General features: G+C 46.9%; 16 protein-coding genes. 8 read left to right on the top strand and 8 right to left on the bottom strand.

The features are described 5' to 3' along the window. Positions 1-12: 12 nt before the first annotated feature. Both envZ and ompR read right to left on the bottom strand, forming a co-directional pair. Positions 13-1,323 (bottom strand): two-component system sensor histidine kinase EnvZ, encoded by a 1,311-nt coding sequence (gene envZ / locus SVI_RS00740; RefSeq protein ID WP_013049446.1) that lies wholly within the window; start codon positions 1,321-1,323, stop codon positions 13-15. A 63-nt stretch (positions 1,324-1,386) separates the two neighbouring features. Next, positions 1,387-2,112, bottom strand: a complete 726-nt coding sequence (ompR, locus tag SVI_RS00745) for an osmolarity response regulator transcription factor OmpR (protein WP_013049447.1) — start codon at positions 2,110-2,112, stop codon at positions 1,387-1,389. A 431-nt stretch (positions 2,113-2,543) separates the two neighbouring features. On the opposite strand from ompR, the gene SVI_RS20865 reads away from it, so the two are divergent. The 5 genes from SVI_RS20865 to SVI_RS00770 all read left to right on the top strand — a co-directional run bounded on the left by SVI_RS20865 (position 2,544) and on the right by SVI_RS00770 (position 10,443). Beyond that, positions 2,544-3,953 (top strand): iron-containing redox enzyme family protein, encoded by a 1,410-nt coding sequence (locus SVI_RS20865; RefSeq protein ID WP_157608640.1) that lies wholly within the window; start codon positions 2,544-2,546, stop codon positions 3,951-3,953. Positions 3,954-4,111: 158 nt separating this feature from the next. Next, positions 4,112-4,597, top strand: a complete 486-nt coding sequence (greB, locus tag SVI_RS00755) for a transcription elongation factor GreB (protein WP_013049449.1) — start codon at positions 4,112-4,114, stop codon at positions 4,595-4,597. Then, positions 4,590-5,495: a class I SAM-dependent methyltransferase gene (locus SVI_RS00760; protein ID WP_013049450.1), complete on the top strand. Its 906-nt coding sequence runs from the start codon at positions 4,590-4,592 to the stop codon at positions 5,493-5,495. The genes greB and SVI_RS00760 overlap by 8 nt, the downstream gene beginning before the upstream one ends. Positions 5,496-5,722: 227 nt before the next feature. Beyond that, a complete protein-coding gene (locus SVI_RS00765) occupies positions 5,723-8,065 on the top strand; it encodes a Tex family protein (protein ID WP_013049451.1) in 2,343 nt (780 codons plus the stop codon). Between the two features lie 320 nt (positions 8,066-8,385). Then, positions 8,386-10,443: an LTA synthase family protein gene (locus tag SVI_RS00770; RefSeq protein WP_013049452.1), complete on the top strand. Its 2,058-nt coding sequence runs from the start codon at positions 8,386-8,388 to the stop codon at positions 10,441-10,443. Here the strand turns inward: SVI_RS00770 and SVI_RS00775 are convergent. Then, positions 10,440-10,949 carry a hypothetical protein gene (locus tag SVI_RS00775; RefSeq protein ID WP_013049453.1) on the bottom strand — a complete coding sequence of 170 codons (510 nt, stop codon included), beginning with the start codon at positions 10,947-10,949 and terminating at the stop codon, positions 10,440-10,442. The two genes, SVI_RS00770 and SVI_RS00775, sit on opposite strands and share 4 nt — an antisense overlap. 79 nt (positions 10,950-11,028) lie before the next feature. Further along, entirely contained in the window at positions 11,029-11,814 is a 786-nt protein-coding gene (bioH, locus tag SVI_RS00780; protein WP_013049454.1) for a pimeloyl-ACP methyl ester esterase BioH, read from the bottom strand. A gap of 27 nt (positions 11,815-11,841) precedes the next feature. On the opposite strand from bioH, the gene SVI_RS00785 reads away from it, so the two are divergent. Beyond that, positions 11,842-12,618 carry an amidophosphoribosyltransferase gene (locus SVI_RS00785; RefSeq protein WP_041419546.1) on the top strand — a complete coding sequence of 259 codons (777 nt, stop codon included), beginning with the start codon at positions 11,842-11,844 and terminating at the stop codon, positions 12,616-12,618. 231 nt (positions 12,619-12,849) lie between these two features. Here the strand turns inward: SVI_RS00785 and SVI_RS00790 are convergent, their stop codons facing one another. Next, positions 12,850-15,396, bottom strand: a complete 2,547-nt coding sequence (locus tag SVI_RS00790) for a M14 family zinc carboxypeptidase (protein WP_013049456.1) — start codon at positions 15,394-15,396, stop codon at positions 12,850-12,852. Positions 15,397-15,647: 251 nt separating this feature from the next. On the opposite strand from SVI_RS00790, the gene nfuA reads away from it, so the two are divergent. Continuing rightward, positions 15,648-16,226 (top strand): Fe-S biogenesis protein NfuA, encoded by a 579-nt coding sequence (gene nfuA / locus SVI_RS00795; RefSeq protein WP_013049457.1) that lies wholly within the window; start codon positions 15,648-15,650, stop codon positions 16,224-16,226. A gap of 118 nt (positions 16,227-16,344) precedes the next feature. Here nfuA and SVI_RS00800 read toward each other — a convergent pair whose 3' ends face one another. Further along, entirely contained in the window at positions 16,345-17,682 is a 1,338-nt protein-coding gene (locus SVI_RS00800; protein WP_013049458.1) for an MATE family efflux transporter, read from the bottom strand. Between the two features lie 22 nt (positions 17,683-17,704). On the opposite strand from SVI_RS00800, the gene SVI_RS00805 reads away from it, so the two are divergent. After that, positions 17,705-18,766 (top strand): polysaccharide deacetylase family protein, encoded by a 1,062-nt coding sequence (locus tag SVI_RS00805; protein WP_013049459.1) that lies wholly within the window; start codon positions 17,705-17,707, stop codon positions 18,764-18,766. A gap of 41 nt (positions 18,767-18,807) precedes the next feature. Here the strand turns inward: SVI_RS00805 and SVI_RS00810 are convergent, their stop codons facing one another. Both SVI_RS00810 and SVI_RS00815 read right to left on the bottom strand, forming a co-directional pair. Further along, positions 18,808-19,848, bottom strand: a complete 1,041-nt coding sequence (locus SVI_RS00810; protein ID WP_013049460.1) for a protein-glutamate methylesterase/protein-glutamine glutaminase — start codon at positions 19,846-19,848, stop codon at positions 18,808-18,810. A 72-nt stretch (positions 19,849-19,920) separates the two neighbouring features. Then, positions 19,921-20,757 carry a CheR family methyltransferase gene (locus tag SVI_RS00815; protein WP_049791144.1) on the bottom strand — a complete coding sequence of 279 codons (837 nt, stop codon included), beginning with the start codon at positions 20,755-20,757 and terminating at the stop codon, positions 19,921-19,923. Positions 20,758-20,878: the final 121 nt, after the last annotated feature.

Genomic DNA, 20,878 nt, shown 5'->3' on the forward strand with positions numbered 1-20,878 from the left:
GCTTTGGGCAGATTATTCTAGTGGTAACCAGACCTGAGCATGTAAACCGCCAGCCACTCTGTTAGTCAGTACGACTTCACCTTGATGACGATCGACAATACGCTTGATGATGGCCAATCCCAGACCCGATCCAACACTGCCTCTGGCCGTATCACCCTGAGTGAAAGGTTGAAATAACTTAGGGATCTCTGATTCCGGAATGCCTGGACCATCGTCTTCGACGCTAAAGCCGACACGTCGTCCGTCGAAGTGAGAACTTAATCTGACCCAGCCGTTGCCATAACGGAAGGCATTTTCCACCAAGTTACTCAAGACTCGTTTAATGGCAATACTCTGGAGTGGGATCTCAGGACACTCATTGAGTACCACAGCTATTTTTCCTTCCCGATTAGATTCAGCCTGGACGACATCTTGGATGAGGTGATTGATCTGCTCCTGCTCACGAATGCTTTCCTGATCTTGCCTGATATAGGCGATGAACTGATTAATGATGGCATCCATATCTTCTATGTCGTGAACGATACCATCCTTTAGATATTGATCTTCGGCAACCATCATCTCTGAGGCCAGACGAATGCGGGTCAGAGGGGTACGTAGATCGTGGGAGATACCGGCCATTAAGAGTGCCCGATCTTGCTCTAACTGTTTCATGCTGTGGGACATCTGGTTGAAGGCGTTAGTTACTTCGACAATTTCGGTGGAACCACTCAGAGGCAGAGGCTCAGGATAATCCCCCATAGACACAGATATTGCCGCTTTTTGCAGTCGCTTGAGGGGCCTGTTCTGCTGTCGGGCAAACCACCAACCACCGGCGACACTCAAGGCACCGATCACCATAAGGTAGAGGGTCAGTGGTGATAGATCATACTTGTTGAATCCAGTGAGGGGGATCTTGATCCAGACAGACGGGGCCTGAGGCGGGCGGATCCAGATCTCAAAAAATTCGCCTTGAGCGATCCTTACCTCTGCCTTACCGCCCAGATGTTCCGACATCTGCGACGAGAGCAGTGCGTAATAAGTCGCTTGTTCTAGGCCAGCTTCACGAGCTTGTTTCTGATTATAGATCTGCATTCCATCGTCGGGAACTTTGGCATTGAGGGCGTCGACCATAGTCAGGTATTCACGGCCCACATCTACGCCATCTACAAACAATAGTTTCACCTGACGCGCTATCAACTGGTTGATCTGCTGATAGGTGGGCTGGATGAAATAGGCCGCGACCGACAGGTAGGAAACCAGTTGGTTGATCAGCAAAAGGCTGCCAATCAGTACTACTGTTTGGCTAAATGCACTACGGGGTAAAAGTCTTATCAGCCACTTCATGTAACTGGTTTACCCCTTAGGTAAGCAATAAGTGAGATTCGTGACATTAGATATAATGCTAGTTTAACGGCGCGAGGTGCCATCGGGCACGAAGACATAACCGAGTCCCCATACCGTCTGTATATATCTGGGATTGGCAGGATCTTTTTCAATTAAACGCCTTAAGCGGGATACCTGCACATCGATAGAACGTTCGAGAGCCGAATAATCACGTCCTCGTGCCAGATTCATCAGCTTATCGCGAGATAGAGGCTCGCGTGGGTGACTCACAAGCACCTTAAGTACTGCAAATTCGCCACTGGTGAGGGAGATAGCTTCTTCATCATGATACATCTCACGTGTTGCTAGGTTGAGTGTAAACTCACCGAAGGTGACCTCTTCTTCCTGCTGAGTCGGTGCTCCTGGAACATCCTGACTCTGTCTACGCATCACAGCCTTGATTCTGGCGAGTAATTCACGGGGATTAAACGGCTTAGGCAGATAGTCATCGGCACCGAGTTCCAGGCCTATTATGCGGTCGACTTCATCGCCCTTAGCCGTCAACATTATGATAGGTATAGTATTGCCTTGCTGGCGGAGTCTGCGACAGATAGATAGACCATCTTCGCCGGGCAGCATTAAATCCAGCACGAGTAGATGAAAATTCTCACGTTCGAGTAACCTATCCATCTGCTCTGAATTGGCGGCGCTGCGAACCTGGTAACCTTGCTCCATAAGATAACGCTCGAGTAAGGCTCTTAGCCTCATATCGTCATCGACAACGAGAATTTTAGAGGTTTCCTGTCCCATGCTTATTATCCTTTTTCTTGGAATCCGATGCTGGTCGGTAGCCAACTGGCTGATATTGAATATAATTAAACCTAGATCTAGTCGCTAATATAGCCGTTTTACAATCCCTCTTACCAGCGACTCTTTACTCGGATACATGTGCTAGTTTATTTATTATGGTAAAAAATAGCGTAATCCATTGAAAGTAAATGCCTATTACTTTTTTTCAGTATAGCTGCAAAATTGTAACAATTGGAGTAACAAAATTAGCTGTTGGCTTTTCATTCGATTTATTGCGTCTCAAACCTTCAAGCCTTTAAACCAGTCCGAATGTCTGCTCTAACTTTCTAATATTTTTGATCTTAGTTATTTCTCTCCTGCTCCGAGGCGCTTGCGCCGATTATGGACTAGATTATTAATATAATATTGGCCTGACGAACTGTATCTCACATGTGACGACTACAGTGGTCGCAGGCTTCTTGATAGGTGCATTGCACCCCATGGATTTTGACCCTAAAAGGAATATCGAGATGAATATCGAATCATTGAATTTTGCTGACGAGGATGAGTTCTGGGCACAGGCAGATGAACTACAGGACGAATGCCTGTTACATGCACAGGCCCTGTTTGCTGCTCTGGAAACTGCGTCGCCACAACGGCTTATTTCCATTTTGACTCAATACCGTTTCTTCACCCTATATTATGTCGCCGATCTGGCAATACTTATCGCCCGCCTGAAAGATGGCAAGCTTAGGAGCCTGTTGGCAGATATTTTATCCGACGAGTTGGGCTATGGGGATCCGCTAAAGGCTCACACTCGACTCTATGATGATTTCTTACTTAGCCTAGGGGCTGATAACACCGACTTTGACAGTTTAGCCTTGAGCGATAACCTCACATTGCTCGAAAATGCCCGTAGAAAACTGATGGACCCAGCGCAGACTAGTGTCTACGGAATTGGCTTTCGGGGCATGGGGGGAGAATGTACCTGCCAGATATATCTGACCAAACTCTATGAATGTATGATGAGAAACCCTTATATAAAGCAGCAAGCTTCGGTTATCGACTGGAGGTTCTGGGAATTGCATATCGGAGAACATGATATTGAGCATAGGGTGCGCACCCGACAATTGATCCATGAGGAACTCGTCTCGCAAGATACGAGCTGTTTGGCAGACCTTGGCCTGGGCTATTACGAGAGCATGAGCGCTTGGCGCACCTTCTGGGAGAATATCTTCAATCAGAATCCAGATGATTCCACCCTGAGTCGAGCTAGTGCTGCTGTAGAAGATCTTAGGCTGATGCCTTCGGTCTTATCTGGCGCTCAGGAGGTGGGGGATAGGCAAGGGAAGAAGGCTGAGACTCTAGCCCAATTTCATCTGGCGATTCCTGTGCACCAGCTGCCAGCGGCTAAGCAATTCTATTGTGATGTATTGGGCGCCAAGGAGGGGCGGGCCACCGAGCATCATCTAGATGTGAACTTCTATGGTCATCACTTAGTGCTGCATGCCACGCCTGAGGATGCATCGCATCTATTTGACTCCTTCGAGGCCGACTTTCATGGGGAGTCTGTACAGATCCCTCATTTCGGTATCAATCTCGATAAGTTGACCTGGTCTCAATTGGCAAAGCGGATCACGCTTATGGGGTACGAATTTCTCGATGCTCCTCATATACGGCTCCAAGGACTTCCCGGTGAACATGCCAGCATGTTTATCTTAGACCCTTCTGGTAATGCCTTAGAGTTTAAGGCTTTTCTCAATCATGATGAGGTCTTCTCCAAAGTATTCGATCCACAAACTAAGGAGCTGTTCACTCTGGATGAGCTGATGGTAAGTGTTAGCAGTGAGGGATTAACCTGAGGTCATAAGCTGCTAGCGTAAAATACATGGGTGATATTGAACGATAGTGAGCCAGCATATTTTGCTCCGATACTGAGTAGTTTTTTGCTATCGAATAAGTGATAATTGGGAGCTTCAACTCACATTATATTGTTCGATAGATTTAAAAGAGATCGAAAATGAAAGCGTTATTAATCACCCGTAAAGGCTGGCAGGCTCTGGACAAGGAACTTAAATATCTTTGGAAAGAGTATCGCCCTGAGATCACTAAGAAGGTGCAGGAAGCTGCGGCACAGGGAGATAGATCCGAGAATGCGGACTACACCTATAATAAGCGTCTGCTACGGCAGATAGACGGCCGGGTTCGTTATCTGGTGAAGCGGGTCGAAGAGCTAAAAATCGTCGATTATTCTCCCCAGCAGGAGGGTAAGGTGTTCTTCGGTGCCTGGGTTGAGCTTGAAAATGAGGCCGGTGAGGTGGTTCAGTATCGCATCGTAGGTAAGGATGAGCTGGATACTAAGCTAGGTTATATCACCATAGATTCACCCATGTCCCGTGCGCTTATCGGCAAGCAGGTCGATGATGAAATTGTGGTACAAACCCCTTCGGGTGCCAAGGAATGGTACGTGAACAAGATTCAATATAAGGCATTTACGGATGAATGAGCCTATGGCGGCTAAAAAGTTGGCCCATAGGCGTGATCCCATTTCCGATCCTTTAATCTTAGACTGGCAGAATATCGAATTGCCTCGCACCTGGGCCGATGAGATTAATTTTAAGACCCGTACCAATGTGGGCAGGTTATTCCGTAGTCTGTTTAAGAAGGGCAATGGTCGGGCGGAGCTTCCTGATAGTTTCCCCCCAGGAATATTGGGTAAAGAGGACCTGCCTAAATATCTACAGCAGGAGTTTCACGGCATACCTAACGGTAACTATTCCAATAATATTACCAAGGGTTATATCAGCGCCTTCGATGTCACTATGCTCGGTAAGATGAAGCCGGTACGAAGAGAAATAGCCTCCTGGTTTAATAGCTGTAAACGTGTGCTAGATCTTGGCTGCGCCGGTGGTCACATGGCTGCGGCCCTCAAGGATGAAGGAATTGCAGATGTTTGGGGATTAGACCCTTCGCCTTACCTGTTAAAACATGGGGCCAAAGCCAATCCAAAAGTGAATTTTATTCAAGGTCTGGCGGAAGATCTTAAGTTTTCCGATAGACGTTTCGATGGTATTACCGCGAGTTTTTTGTTTCATGAGATGCCACCTCAGTATATCGATTTGGCACTGGGTGAGTGTCACCGCGTGTTAGATGAGGGAGGCTTGTTAGCCATCAGTGAGCCCTCATCGATTCAGTTTAAGGCTAGCTGGTGGACAATGCTGAAGCAGTACGGCTTTAGCGGCATTTACTTCAAATGGCTAGCCCGTCATGTATACGAGCCTTTTGTGCCTGCCTGGCATAAGCAAGATATCGAACAAAGGTTGCAAGGACATGGGTTTGAGGTGTTGATCAATCGCAGAGGAATGCCGGAACATACAGTGCTCGCGAGAAAGTGTACTCTGTGATCTAAACTTGGCGAGATGCTCGAGAATTTATCTATTGTGAGTCCTTCATCATGGCTTTTACTCCTAAGGGGAAATTACCTAATCTATAAGCTGTAGTCTGGTTTCAATAAGCTAGATTTCCTGTCATAAGATCGATCATCCCTGTCGCTTTCACATGCAAGCACACCTTAGCCTGTGGTATCTTGATGGTCATCAGATTCTTTCTATCCAGGCACGACCATACTTTTATGCAAATGACGCACAATATTGCCCAGATCATTGCTCAGGAACTTAATGTCCGTGAGCAACAAGTCAGCTCGACAATCTCCCTACTCGATGATGGTGCTACTGTGCCTTTCGTCGCTCGTTATCGTAAAGAGGCGACCGGTGGCTTAGATGACACTCAGCTGCGTACATTACACACTAGGTTGAGTTATCTGCGTGACTTAAATGACAGACGCGATGTGATCATCTCCAGTATCAATACTCAAGGTAAGCTGACCCCTGAGCTGAACCGCGCATTATTTGAGGCCGACAGCAAGACACGTCTGGAAGATCTTTATTTGCCCTATAAGCCGAAACGTCGTACTAAGGGGAAAATAGCCATAGAAGCTGGTATTAAGCCATTAGCCGATCACTTGCTTAATAACCGTAATGCCGATATCGAACAAGAAGCCGCCAAATATATTAAGGCGCAGGCTGGTTTTACTGATAGTAAACTCGTGCTGGACGGGGCTCGTTTCATCTTGATGGAGCGTTTCGCCGAAGATGCAGCCCTGTTGCAGAAAGTGAGACAACATTTAAGCCAAAACTCTGTTCTCGAGAGTCGCATGATTAAGGGAAAAGAGAAGGAAGGGGCTAAGTTCCGCGACTATTTCGAGCACACGGAAAAACTAAGCAAGATACCTTCTCATCGTGCCTTGGCCATGTTGCGTGGACGCAATGAAGGCATATTGAGCCTAAGCATGAACGCAGATCCGAGTAACGAGTCTAAGCAAGGCAGTTATTGTGAGGTGATTATTGCCGATCACTTCAAACTCAACCTGAGTACAGGTGATGTGGATTCATGGTTGAAAACCGTAGTCACAGCTACTTGGCGAATCAAGATTGCGCTACAGATGGAAACTGAGTTTATCGCTAAGATGCGTGAGCATGCAGAGTCCGAGGCAATTAATGTATTTGCCCGCAACCTTGGGGATCTCCTCATGGCAGCGCCAGCGGGAGCCAAGACAACTTTAGGCCTAGATCCAGGATTGAGATCAGGTGTTAAGGTGGCCATAGTTAACAATACTGGCAAACTCGTCGCACACTCGACCATTTTCCCCCATGCGCCACAGAAGCAATGGGATAAGTCGGTACGTACCTTAGCCAATCTTGCCAAGATGCATAAGGTGGAGCTGATTGCCGTGGGTAACGGCACCGCGTCGAGAGAGACTGATAAGCTGGCTGCTGAATTGATTGCCAGTGTTAAAGCTGAGCTGCCAAGACTGACTAAAATCATGGTTAGTGAGGCTGGGGCATCTGTCTATTCGGCTTCTGAGCTCGCGGCCAATGAATTTCCCGATCTCGATGTGTCTATTCGTGGTGCCGTCTCTATCGCACGTCGACTGCAGGACCCTCTCGCCGAGTTAGTCAAGATTGAACCTAAGTCTATCGGTGTAGGCCAGTATCAGCATGATGTGAGTCAGAGTCAGCTTTCCTTGTCACTGGAAGGTGTGGTGGAAGATTGTGTGAATGGTGTCGGGGTAGATCTGAATATGGCATCTGCGCCGCTATTGGCTCAGGTGGCTGGCCTCAATAAGACATTAGCCCGCAATATTGTCACCTATCGAGATGAGAATGGTCAGTTTACTCAGCGTAAACAGTTATTAAAAGTAGCCAGACTCGGGCCTAAGGCCTATGAGCAAGCCGCTGGCTTCCTGCGAATTTTCGATGGTGATAATCCTCTGGATGCATCTTCGGTTCACCCCGAAGCATATTCGCTGGTGGAGACAATAGCTAAGGCCAAGGGTCAGGCGGTCGAGGCGCTAGTGGGTAACACTGAATTACTGCGCACCTTGTCGGCGGAAGAGTTTATTACGGATAAGTTTGGTCTGCCTACAGTGACAGATATCTTAGCCGAACTCGACAAGCCAGGGCGAGATCCCCGTGGTGAGTTCAAGACGGCCACATTTAAGGAAGGCGTGGAGCAAGTTAAAGATCTTAAGCCGGATATGATCCTTGAAGGTGTGGTGACCAATGTGACTAACTTCGGTGCCTTTGTGGATGTTGGTGTTCACCAGGATGGCCTAGTACATATCTCATCGCTAACCGATAAATTTATCAGTGATCCCCATACCATAGTCAAGGCCGGGGATGTGGTGAAAGTGAAGGTGATGGAGATCGATGTAGAGCGTAAGCGTATCGCGCTTACCATGCGTTTAGATGAAAAGGCCGGTGATAAGCCAGCGCCGAGAGCGGTTCAAAGGTCTAATTCAGGTGGCAGTAAGCCAAACCAGCAAGCTAAGTCACACAACAAGTCCCAGCCTAAGCAAGCTAATGCAGCCATGGGTAATGCCTTTGCCGACGCATTTGCCAAGTTGAAAAAATAATATGTAAGCGAGTGCTTATGTACTAAATAAGATTAGATTAGTGTCGAAAGAGTTTTCTCTTTCGACATTTTTTTTGCATCGCTTACGCTAATCTAGCCTTAAATTGCTAGGTTTGCTTTCTTTGTGTATCCGATGTGTTTCGTAATTATTAATTGTCGGTGAACTTTTGTTAATAAACCCTGTCATAATATTTGGATATCACTCCCAAGAGGGTGAAAACCATCATGGACACTCTTATTTAGGGTAAATAGCGCAGGGACCACTCCATAGATCTGAATGCAGAGTTATGGATTTAACACTAGTTAACTTTTGGTGCTCTAATGGCCTCTCGCTTCTCTTTTTTGGGTCCCTTTAGATCCATTTTATGTTTCTGCTTCATTGCATTAATTCTAGTCACCTTAAGCCGCATCGGTCTGGGACTCTGGCAAATTGAACGTGTTTCGGCTGTCGATGGCTGGTCCCATCTCTTGCTTCAGGGCCTTAGGGTAGATCTAGCTACCTTATGTTGGTTGTGGGGAGTAGCCGCCCTAGGTACAGCAATTTTTTCCGGTGATCACGCCATTGGCCGTGGTTGGAAGCTGATATTACGTATCTGGCTGACTCTTGGGCTTTGGCTGATTTTATTCTTGGAAGTTTCATCTCCCTCGTTTATCCAGGAATACGGCATTCGTCCAAATCGTCTCTATATCGAATACCTTATCTATCCTAAAGAAGTATTGTCTATGCTTTGGGGCGGGCGTAAATTAGAGATGATCTTAGGTTTCCTTATTAGCGGGGCAAGTCTTGTTGGCGGTTGGAAACTCAGTGGTTACCTGCTGCGAGATCTCATCTATTCTCGCTGGTACTGGCGTCCGGTTATCGCTTTAACTGTGATAGTGATTACTCTGTTAGGTGCCCGCTCGAGTTTAGGCCACAGACCGCTTAATCCAGCGCTAGTCGCCTTTGCCGATGATCCTCTGGTCAATTCTCTAGTGGTTAACTCGGCATATTCCCTCTTCTTCGCCATCAATCAAATGGGCAATGAAGCTAATGCCGCTAAAATTTATGGCCGCATGGATGAGCAGACCATAATCGACACAATAAGGCGAGAAAGTGGCCGAGATCCCAGTGGCTTCCCATTAGCATCAGCACCTAGCGTTTCCTTTAACCCTGCCAGTTATCAGGGAAAGCCTAAGAACTTGGTGATCATCTTGCAAGAGAGTCTGGGCGCTCGCTTCGTGGGAAATTTAGGTGGTCTTCCCTTGACGCCAAATATTGATGCACTGTCTAAGGAAGGCTGGTCATTTGAGAATCTCTACGCCACCGGGACACGTTCTGTGCGTGGTATCGAAGCCATCACTACTGGGTTTACGCCTACGCCTGCACGCTCTGTGGTTAAGTTGGGTAAGAGCCAAGAGGGCTTCTTCTCTATCGCCGAGCTCTTGAAAAGTCATGGTTATGAGACTCAGTTTATCTATGGTGGAGAGAGTCATTTCGATAATATGAAGAGTTTCTTCCTGGGAAATGGTTTCAGTAATATTGTCGATGGAGATGATTATGACAATCCCTCTTTTGTGGCTTCCTGGGGGGTATCTGACGAAGATCTTCTGCGCCGGGCAGATCAGGAATTTAAGCAATTCCATAAAGAAGGCAAGCCATTTTTTAGTTTAGTATTTAGCTCGAGCAACCACGAACCCTTCGAGTTTCCTGATGATAAGGTTGAGCTCTATGAGCAACCTAAACAGACTGTAAATAATGCCGTCAAATATGCGGATTACGCTGTCGGTGAGTTTTTCAAATTAGCTAAGCAGTCAGATTACTGGAAAGATACTTTATTTTTGGTGGTGGCCGATCACGATAGTCGTGTAGGCGGTGCCAGCTTAGTGCCTATTTCTCGCTTTAGAATCCCAGGGATTATTCTGGGTGATGGAGTCGAGCCCAAGAAAGACCTAAGAGTGGTGAGTCAGATTGATATGGCACCGACTCTATTGTCTATGATTGGCATATCTGACAGCTACCCCATGTTAGGGCAGGATTTGACTCGAGTGAGTGATGATTGGCCTGGCCGCGCTTTGATGCAGTACGACAAGAACATGGCCTATATGCGCGGTGATGACGTGGTGGTGCTACAGCCGGAGCGCGAAGCCACTGGCTTCAAGTATGACTTCGATACTGAGACGCTCAGTGTCAAACCTCAATCCGATGAGATGAAGCAAGCGGCTCTGTCCTGGGCATTATGGGGCAGTATGGCTTATCAGCAAGGCCTGTATAGAAGTGCTTCCCAAGAAGAGAGGCTTGCGTTTAAACCGGCTGAGGATGCTGCTAAGCTGCTGCTGGCCTTAGAGAATGAGGAAGATAATAGGGCTACTAGCCAAGCGAGTGAAATGTTATTGCGTTAAACAAACGCTGAGATGCCAGGCTCTGTTTTTGGAAGAGCCTGCTCTTGATAGAAGCTGGTTATATGCAGGGAAACCGCCTGATAAAACTCTTTGCTCTGACCTACTAGCTCACCCTTTTGGGGCTGGGTTTGTTTGTGGTTACTTACAGAGTCCGCTTGTTGGGCTATACGAATATCACGTCTATTGAGCGCGGGTCTGCCTCTGAGAGGGTCTCTGGCTATGCTGCTAGCTTGGGCCTGCTTCTCTGTGTCTTGCTGTTGTTTCTCTTCTTGTTGCTGTCCACCGCCTTGGTGCTTTCCCAGCATTCGTTCATTAAGCCTAGCTTGAATCTCTGGTTGCTCGGCTGTGCGCTCGTGTTGCGCAGTGAATGGGCGCTCTTCGTGGCTCTTGACTAGTTCAGGGGTGGGAACGATAGGTGGTCTTTGCTGGCTATCCACGCGCGCGGCATCAGTAGCGGCGTTTGTCGTCGCTATTGGTACCTGAGGATAGTTTGTGACCACTAACATAGCGAGTTCCTTAATTATGCATGGTTAAATAATAACCATAAACTAGTTAAAGATAAAGCTGTGTTAGTTGCTTGATAGCTTAATTAGTTATTTCTTCTATCCAGGTCACAAAACCTGCTAAAAATTCATCTGTGTGAGAGACAAAGGGCGCGTGAGAAGCTTTCGGCAGTATGATATCTCGGTAAAGCGTTTCATTTAGTGGCATAAGGGGAGGCACGCGTCTGGGGACTAGTCCATCTAACCGACCCCATATCCTCAGCCAGGGCAGGTTTATCAGGTCTAGCTTAGGTCTGAGATCGACACATTCCAGCATATTTAAGCCTTGAAGTAGGGCCTTGGAGTCTGGAAGTGGCCTCGCTAGCACCAATTTTTTTAGTTGCTTAATATCTTCTTTCGCCGTTGCGCTGCCCATCGCCTGAATGGTCAGGAAACGTTCCACCGTCTTACCGAGATCTTTATGTAAGGATTCGCCAAACTGAGACAGTACATGAGGTGGGATCCCCGGCCATTTTTGCTCTTCCCGGGCCATAAAACAGGGGGATGAAGCTATGGTCACCAGTCCTGTTACTCTGTTCGGATAGTTTAACGCAGCTAATGTAGCCAGCAGTCCTCCCAGAGACCAACCTACCCAGATTGCCTTTTCGGGGAGCCTAGATATCAGCACCTCTAGCCAATCATTAATATCGCCTTCTATGGCTGAACTATGACCAAAGCCGGGCAGATCAACATAGTGCACCCTATACTCAGACAGAGACAGGTGAAGTGGCGTAAAGACTGCGCTGTTCATTCCCCAGCCGTGTAGCATGACTATTTCCGGAGCTGATACCGGGCCTATAGACTCTATATGCAGTTGTGCTTGACTCACTTATTACCTCTATAGTCGGGGGAGTAGATGAAAATAGCTAAGCTCACTGGACTAAAACATGATGGAGTGAAGGCCCTACACAGAGGGTTCGCATATGTGAAGCTGTGGCTGGGGGCAAGTTTACCCAATCGTTGTCTGATGTGCCATCAAAGCGTGAGTCTTCCTAGTACCGGGATCTGTGTTACATGCCTAGATTCTGGTCTTTACCAACAGCCGGTGTGCTTAGGTTGTGGACGCGGTTTACAGATCCAATCTCGATATTGTGGTACATGCCAATCAACTGAGCCTCTGCTGGTTATCTCACCTTGTAGCTATCACCAAGGATTAGGTCGATGGGTAGGGTCAATCAAGTATCGAGCCCAGTTTGCAGGCCTGCCAGCCTTATCGGCTGCATTAGTAGCGCGTATTCATAAATTGGAAGCGGCTGGGTTTATCCATCGACCTCAGGTATTGGTGCCTGTGCCGCTACATGAGACGAGGCTGAAGGCTCGTGGTTTCAATCAGGCCTGGATAATTGCCGATACCCTTAGTAAACGGCTCAATATTCCCATCGAGACACATAGTCTAGTTAGAAGCTTAGACACTCAATCTCAGGCAGGTTTAACCGGTAAGCAGAGGCGTAAAAATCTTAAAAATGCCTTTAATCTTGATGATTATTTTCCCTATCAGCGTATCGCCCTGATCGATGATGTGGTGACGACGGGTACTACGGCAAAAGAGATAGCTTCCCTGTTCGAGAGGCGACATATTCATGTGCAGGTATGGTGCCTGGCGAGAGCAGAAGCACCAGGACTTCTAGATTAGGTTGGAATTAACCTAAGTAAATTTGGATAGTTACTATTTGTCAGTTTGCTGTCGTTCAAGAGCTCAGTTTAATTTATTGCCTGCAGCATGCGGATATCCTATCAATCCAATGGCACGCTACTAGCGCATCCCTGTGAGCTCGGCGGTGGCGTCCCTGCCACCAACGTCCATTGTCGTGATAGGACTGGAGGTAAAACAATTAGAAATAGAACAGGTGACTAGTTCCTGTTATTAATTCAATGCGGGGACGAAATAGAGGGCGTTGGCGTAAATTTTCTCCGAGCCTAGCCAGATATTACGGAACATCAGATTATCTGCGAGGCCAACTATGGCGCCTTGGTCTCGTGTTTCCAGGACTATGGCTGGGTTATTAGAGAAACTTGCCTGATATTCTTTGGCCAGATAACCGCTGAGCAGAGGTTCATCGGCGTATTTAGCCGCCACGGTGAAGGGAGTAGAGCTGGTGGTTAATCCAATAGCCATATTCTTTAATATGGGCAGTCTATTACCTCTAATACCGAAGCTTATGGGATTACTAGGATCGAGTTTAAGCTCCACTATGGCGCCGCCTATGGATTGACGGGCGGCGAGCTTTTCCTTATCGCCATAGCTTAAACCTCTGGTGTCGAATAAGCGTAAATAGAAACGCGTATCCTTGATATCACTCTTAAGCAGGTTATTTTTATTCAACCAAGTTAACGCGCCTTTCTGAGCGATAACTGTGCCACCATCCGAGGTGAATTTACCTAATTGTCTAGCAAATTGTTCATCTAAAGAGGAGTAATTTCCACTGGCCATGATCACATGTGTGTATCTATTTAACCTTATTTTAGAGATGTGGCCCACATCGACTAAGGTCACAGGTACGGAAAGCTTACTGTCTAAGTAATACCAGAGCTGTCCTACTTCGGAGGCATCTGTGCCTCGACCTGTGATTAACAGAGGTTTTATGGGTTTTATAATCTTGAAACTAGGGCTGCCCAAGTCTATTCCTGATGTGGAGGCGCTGGTGGTAACCGAGTACAAGTTAAGTGGATATTGCTTGGCCAATTTAACCAGCTTATCTTTGATTTCACTTGCTGTGTGTCCAGCTTGTTTTAGTGGTATTTGCAAGGTGCCCGCAGGAAATTTCTTAGTCTCACCAGCGACTTTAATCGTAAAGGGTTTCAGAGCAAATTTTACTAGCAGATTATCTTGTAGCAAGGCCTGTAGCATGGGAGCAGCCAAGTCTTGTTGCCAATTGACGAGTACCGCTACGGCCTGTTCACTCATCTTAAAATTGAACTTAGCTGGCGCTTGTGGGGAGAGCACATCGATATCTAGTTTACTGTTACGTACCATCTGCAGATGATAGGCATGCTCTAGGTTCCAGCTGGATACATCGTAAAATGTAGGGTCTTCAAATTCCGTGCTGTTATCAAACATGGCCAGAAGTAGGCTTTTTTGGGGTTGATTGATAGGAATAAACAGGCTGGTGTCAGGATTGAAATCTATACCGCCCTGATTAACTGTATTAGTCAGATAGTAAAATTTAATCTTATGTTGGCTTAGCAATTTGGTGAGATCTTCTATACGCGCTCGGTTAGCTGGTGCGCCCAGAAGGAAGCCTGTTTGGCGTCCCCGTTGCAGGACTTTATCTCGTCCCTGATAGAAGTCGCTCTGGTATTCAATCAGTTCATCTTTTAATGCCAGACAGCCTTTTAGACTCGATATTGAAGTCGCTAGCTGATTCTCGATGGCTTGGCTGAGTCTCAATTCACCGTTTTTGGTGATTTGTACCTGTCCCCTTGAACTAGCTTGTTCGAATAAGATGCCAACTGAGCCATTGATATCCGGGTAGGTTGAACCCTTACCATAGTAAAAGTCGTCAAAGCCCTCACGACTGAAATAGCTCTGTTTCAAGCCATCTAAGGCTTTCCTATGGAAGTGAGCCAGTTTTTCTGTCAGCAACTGATTAGGCTTGGAGGTCGCAGGATTGGTGCGTGATGGAACCCCAGGCTGGAAGAAGTAACTCTTATCCCGGCCCATCTCATGAAAGTCTCCCACATAGTGGGGCTGCCATCTATGAAATAAGGCCACTCTGCCTCGGGTTTCCGGGTGTCTGAGGAACAAGAGATCACGATTGAGATCGGCGAAATAGTGATTGGTTCTGCCATTGGGCCAATTTTGCCTGTGTTCTTTATGGTTGCTATCACTGACATCGGTTTGACCGCGGTAGTTATTGGTCCAGGTTGAAAACCTGTCCATGCCATCTGGGTTCTGACTCGGAGTGATCAATACCACAGCTTCATCGAGCAATTGTTTGACCCATGGTTCCTTGCTAGATGCTAGAAAGTAGCTGAGGGACAAGGCGGCATGGGCACCACTGGCCTCATCTCCATGAATAGAATATGCCAGCCAGATAACTAAGGGACCCGCCTGATTAGCCCCGGATTTAACGGTTTGACGCTGTGCTAATATATCGTTCAATTTGGTCTGATTTTCACTCGAAGTGATAACGGCTGTTAGCTGTTGTCTGGCTTCATGGCTCTGTCCTGTATCTTCTATGGATACCTTGGCACTATCCCTGGCAAGTTGTTTTAGATAATAGTTGACCTGATCATGACGCAGGTGCCATTGACCTAATGGGTAGCCTAAAAAGGCATCCGGAGAGGTGATCACAGGATCTAAATTCGAATTTGAGACAGAGATCACTCTTTGTGAGTCTGCTGCTATGACAGGAGATGTAAGGCTCAGAGAGCAAAATAAGGTCAGCAGGAAAAGGCCAGTTTTCAACATATATAGTGAACTTTATACTTGTAATATAAGGTTAAATTATCAGTTTGCGTAGATTATAGCCACAGTTAAAGTTAGGTTTCAGTAGAGAAAAAGTCTAATTTAAAAGGACATCTAACCGAAAAATATCCCCATAAGATCCTTATAAAGGTCAAAGCAATTTACAAAGGGACTACAAAGCTGCCTAGAGTCAGAGTATCATACCTCTATATCTTACTAAAACAGTCAAGTTTTACCAGACGGAGCATGTCTTAATGATCACCATTTCCGATGCAGCTCAGGCTCATTTTGTTACCTTGTTAGCAGATCAGCCTGAAGGAACTCATATTCGTGTATTTGTAATCAGTCCTGGTACTGCTACTGCTGAATGTGGCGTCTCATATTGCCCACCAGATGCTGTCGAAAGCGATGATACTGAACTAGAGTTTACTGGCTTTAATGCCATGGTCGATGCCAAGAGTGTGCCTTTCCTCGAAGATGCCACAATCGATTTCGTTACCGACCAATTAGGTTCACAACTTACCCTCAAGGCGCCTAATGCCAAGATGCGTAAAGTTAACAGCGATGCCTCACTCAACGAGCGTATCGAGTATGTGATTCAGTCCGAGATCAACCCGCAACTCGCAAGCCATGGCGGTAACATTATGCTTATGGAAGTGTCTGAAGAAGGCGTGGCCATACTGCAGTTCGGTGGTGGTTGTAACGGTTGTTCTATGGTCGATGTAACCCTGAAAAATGGTATCGAGAAGCAGCTACTCGATATGTTCCCAGGTGAACTTACCGGTGTTAGAGACATTACCGAGCATCAGGCTGGTGAGCATTCGTATCAGTAAAGAAAGTTTCTAGATTCGAGGAATTAGTCCTTTTTTCTAGATTATAAAGAGTAAAAAAGCGAGTTAGCTATTAGGCTACTCGCTTTTTTAATGTCTGCTAGAACCTAGAACCTAGAACCTAGAAGTCTGCATCTTTCAGCTTATAACGATAATGCAGTGTCAGGGTTATGCTCCTGGCTAGCATAAAGCAGCTCATTGCGGCCCATAGTGCATGGTTGCCACTGTCTTGCAGGAAAAACCATACTGGAAAAAACACGCCAAATGTCGAGATAATCATGCTATTTCGCATTACCTTACCCTTGGCAGCCCCTATGTACACGCCATCGAAGAGATAAGAGCCAAAGGATAGGATTGGCAGTAAAACAATCCAAAATAGATATTCATCGGCCACCGAACGCACCTCTTCAATGTTGGTTAGCATCTTGATGATACTTTCTCCGCCGAAGGCAAACACTAAGGTGAACAAGAGAGCCGAAATGGCCGACCAGAACCAGGCCAGAGTGACGGCTTCTCGCATCAATGTCTTATTTCGCTGGCCATAGGCCTTACCGACTTCGGCCTCGGCGTAATAGGCTATGCCATCAAGGGCATAGCTGATGAGCAGTAAGAGGTTGAGTAATATTACGTTGGCTGCGACTGTATTGTCACCCAGACCGGCGCCATGAAACGTCATAAAAGCGAAGGCTATTTGCAAGCAGAGGCTACGAACGAATATGTCGGCATTGAGGCTGAGGAGTTTATGGTAGCTACTTAGGCTGAGGCTCTTGTAAAGCTTAAGGAAATCGAAGCCACCGGTTTTTTGAACTTGTTTGTAGACCATGGTTAAGGCCACCATAAATCCGGACATATCGGCAAATACAGAGGCTAGAGCCGCCCCTTGAACGCCCCATCCTAGCCCTAGGACAAATAGCAGATCCAGGCCAATATTGGCTAGGTTAGCGACGATTAATTGCCACATGGCGGCCTTAGGTTGCTGCCTGCCAAGTAGCCAGCCTAATAGCACCAGATTGAGCAGGGCGAAGGGAGTAGACCAGATCCTTATTTCAAAATATTCCCGGGTATATCTCTGCACTTCTAGACTTGCATCTGTGAGCATCAGGGCAGTATTGAGTATGGGAAGTTGCAGAAGTACCGCGCTTAACCCTAAAATAAGCGCTAAACTGCTGGCTTGTAGCAGTAATTTATATTGGGCTTGTGTGTCTCCTGCACCATAAGACTGGGCGACGAGTCCTGTGGTTGCCATACGAAGAAAGCCCAGCATCCAAAGAATTAGGGTGATAATTGTTGACCCGACGGCGACCCCCCCTAAGTAATAAGCATTGCTTAGATGGCCCACGACAGCTGTGTCCACCAGACCCAGCAGGGGTACTGTGATATTGGACAATATCATGGGTAGGGCGAGTGCCAGTAGCTGTCTGTTTTTCTGTTTGTTACGAATAAGTTCGACAGGGGTCATATCATCTCAGAGGTTTTATATTATGTTTAAGAATGCCCTGATAACACTTTTGGTGTTATTCAGTTTATCGCTTCAGGCCTTCACGGCCCAGGCTGCGGTGATCTTGCTGTATCATCATGTGTCGGATGGCACCCCGGCCATCACCAGCGTGACACCGGCTCAGTTCAAGGAGCAGATGCAGTATCTGGCCGATAATGATTTTATTGTGGTACCACTGTCTCAGGTTGTGGACGCTATTAGAAATCTGAGACCGATAGCGGAAAAGACCGTGGTGATCACTTTCGATGATGGCTACAAGAGTGTTGCCGAGACGGCGTCCCCCATCTTAAAGGAATACGGTTTTCCCTACACGCTATTTGTCTCGATTGAGCCTATTAAGGCTAAATACAGAGGCATGATGAGTTGGGAGGAGTTGATCAAACTGTCGAAAGAGGGCGCCGAAATAGCCAATCATAGTTGGGGGCACGAGCACCTTATTCGTAAATTGGCAGGAGAAACGGAACCGCAATGGATATTGCGCACCGAGAAGAATATTCTCGATTCCGAAGCCGAAATACGCAAGGCCACAGGACAAGATCATAAGATGTTTGCTTATCCCTATGGCGAATATAATCAGGCTCTCGAAGATATTATAAGTCGCAATGGTTTTGTCGGCTTAGGTCAGCAGTCGGGTGCTGCCGGGAGGTATTCGTCCCTGACTGCCTTGCCGCGTTTTCCCGTTGCTGGCGTCTATGCGGATCTCGCCAGCCTTAAAGTGAAGATGCACAGCCTGAATATGCCGGTTTTATCGTTAACGCCTAAAGATTCTGAGCTTAAAGATGGCAATTGGCGACCCGAGCTCACTCTTACTCTGGATATCAGCGATATCTATCCCCACCAAATGATGTGTTTCATTCAGGGGCAAGGGGCTAAGAAGCCTCTCTGGTTGAGTGAAAATGAGTTTTCCATTCGTGCCGAGTTTGATCTGCCACCAGGAAGATCCAGATATAATTGCACCGTGCCGAGTAAAACAAAGAGCGGTTATTACTGGTTCTCTCAAGCTTGGGTGCGTCCCAATGATGATGGTTCATGGAGTAAGGAATAGAGGGCTTAGTTCCTAGGTTCTAGAGCCTAGGAACTCATGTGTTAACTTGCCTTACTATTTTCTGTCTTCAGCAGGAATAGCAGTTTTTGCGGGATCCTATCCAGATGCATCTGCTCGTGGTGGGCGTTCAGTTCTACCGCGGCTCCAGGCATGCCCCATACTACCGAGCTGGCCTCATCTTGGGCGATAGTGTAGGCGCCCCTGTTTTTCAGATTCAGTAGGCCTTTGACACCATCTTTACCCATGCCGGTAAGAATTATGCCTATGGTGGATTTGGCCGCTGATTCGGCGACACTGTTAAATAGCACATCCACCGAAGGCTTATGGCGGTTCACGGGATCGCTGTCTACCAGTTTGGTGAAGAGTAAGCCGCCTCTACGTTCTATTATCATGTGCTTGTTGCCGGGAGCCAGGTAGGCGGTTCCTTGTCTGAGTCGTTCTCCTCCCCGAGCCTCTATCACTTTCATCACGCAATTGTTGTCTAGACGCCTAGCAAATGAGGCGCTAAATGCCGCTGGAATATGCTGAGCTATCACCACAGGTGGTGTGTTCGAGGGCATTTGCCTTAGCACACTCTGGATCGCTTCGGTGCCGCCGGTTGAGGCCCCTATGGCTATGAGTCTATTAGTGAACATCTCCCCATTGAGTGGTTTCGTTATCGAAGCGGATAGGGATCTGGGACGAGCCTTGCTCTTGTAGGCGAGATGAACCTTGTCTATGAGTTCCTGCTTATATTCCATAAGTTGGTGGGTGAGATCGGCCTTAGGTTTAGAGATAAAATCCACAGCCCCGATCGAGAGGGCCTCTAAGGTAATCGCAGCCCCCTTGGCTGTCAGGGTCGACACCATAACCACAGGCATAGGCCTGAGTTTCATGATATTTCTGAGGAAGGCAATGCCGTCCATCTTAGGCATCTCTATATCTAAGGTGAGTACATCTGGATTTAACTTCTTGATTAGATCGCGCGCTTCATAGGGATCTTCTGCGGTGGCGACGACCTTGATATCGTCGGCACTGTTTAGCAGATGGCTAAGCAATTGCCTTACTAATGGTGAGTCGTCTATCACTAACACGCTAATCATAGTTTCATCCTTGTGGTCTATCTGCATCCTGGCTTCGACTAATGGCTAAAGCCATAAACTTGCTTGTTGTTTCTAGCCGATAACTGCTTTTTTTCTCTCACCAATAACCTTGGCGTGACCGCCTCGCAGTGGCTGATATATGGTTTGACCTATAAGCTCGAATTCATCAGATAAATTTGTCAGAGTTTCTGAGTGCCCGATGAAGAGTAGCCCGTCCGGGGCGAGCAGTTTTCTAAATTTAGCTATGATCTTGGCCTTAGTTTCATTATCGAAATAGATGAGCACATTACGGCAAAAAATCACATCGAATGGACCTGTCATAGGCCACTTCTGTAATAAATTTAGCTGCTTGAAGTGGATCTTATTCTGAATGCTCTGTTTTATCTGGATACCATTTGGTGTGATTTTTATATACTTTTTACGATATCGATCCGCCAGCCCTGTGATGCTGTCCTCGGCATAACAGCCTTTAGCTGCCTTGCTAAGCACATTAGTATCGAGATCTGTGGCCAGTATTTTTAGATCCCACTCGGACCCGGAAAAATGTTCTGCCAGTGTCATGGCGATACTGTAAGGCTCTTCGCCGGTTGAGCAGGCTGAAGACCAGATCCGTAAACGTTTATTACGTCGTCTTCTCCATAGCGGTGTTATCTCTTTATCTAGGTAGTCGAAATGGTGTTCCTCCCTAAAGAAAGCGGTTAGGTTGGTGGTCAAGGCGTTGACGAAATTCATTAACTCGCCGGGTTCACTCTGTATATGGTCACAATATTGGTTAAAGTTATCTAAGCCTAAATGACGCAGGCGTCTACTGAGTCTGGAGTAGACCATATGTTTCTTCCTTTCAGGAAGAACTATCCCCGTCTCTTCATAGGCAAGGCTCTGAATGAATTCGAAGTTTTTCTTTGTCATAGAAAATTCTTTTTTGTCTACGAGCTCCAATGTTTATATCTCCTTGTTAATGCTACTTGCTATAAACCTCTGCAGTTACAGAACCTAGACAGACCTTGCATGAAAATAAGGCCTGTCTATG

Origin of the sequence: Shewanella violacea DSS12 (genome assembly GCF_000091325.1) — a bacterium.
Lineage (GTDB): Bacteria > Pseudomonadota > Gammaproteobacteria > Enterobacterales > Shewanellaceae > Shewanella > Shewanella violacea.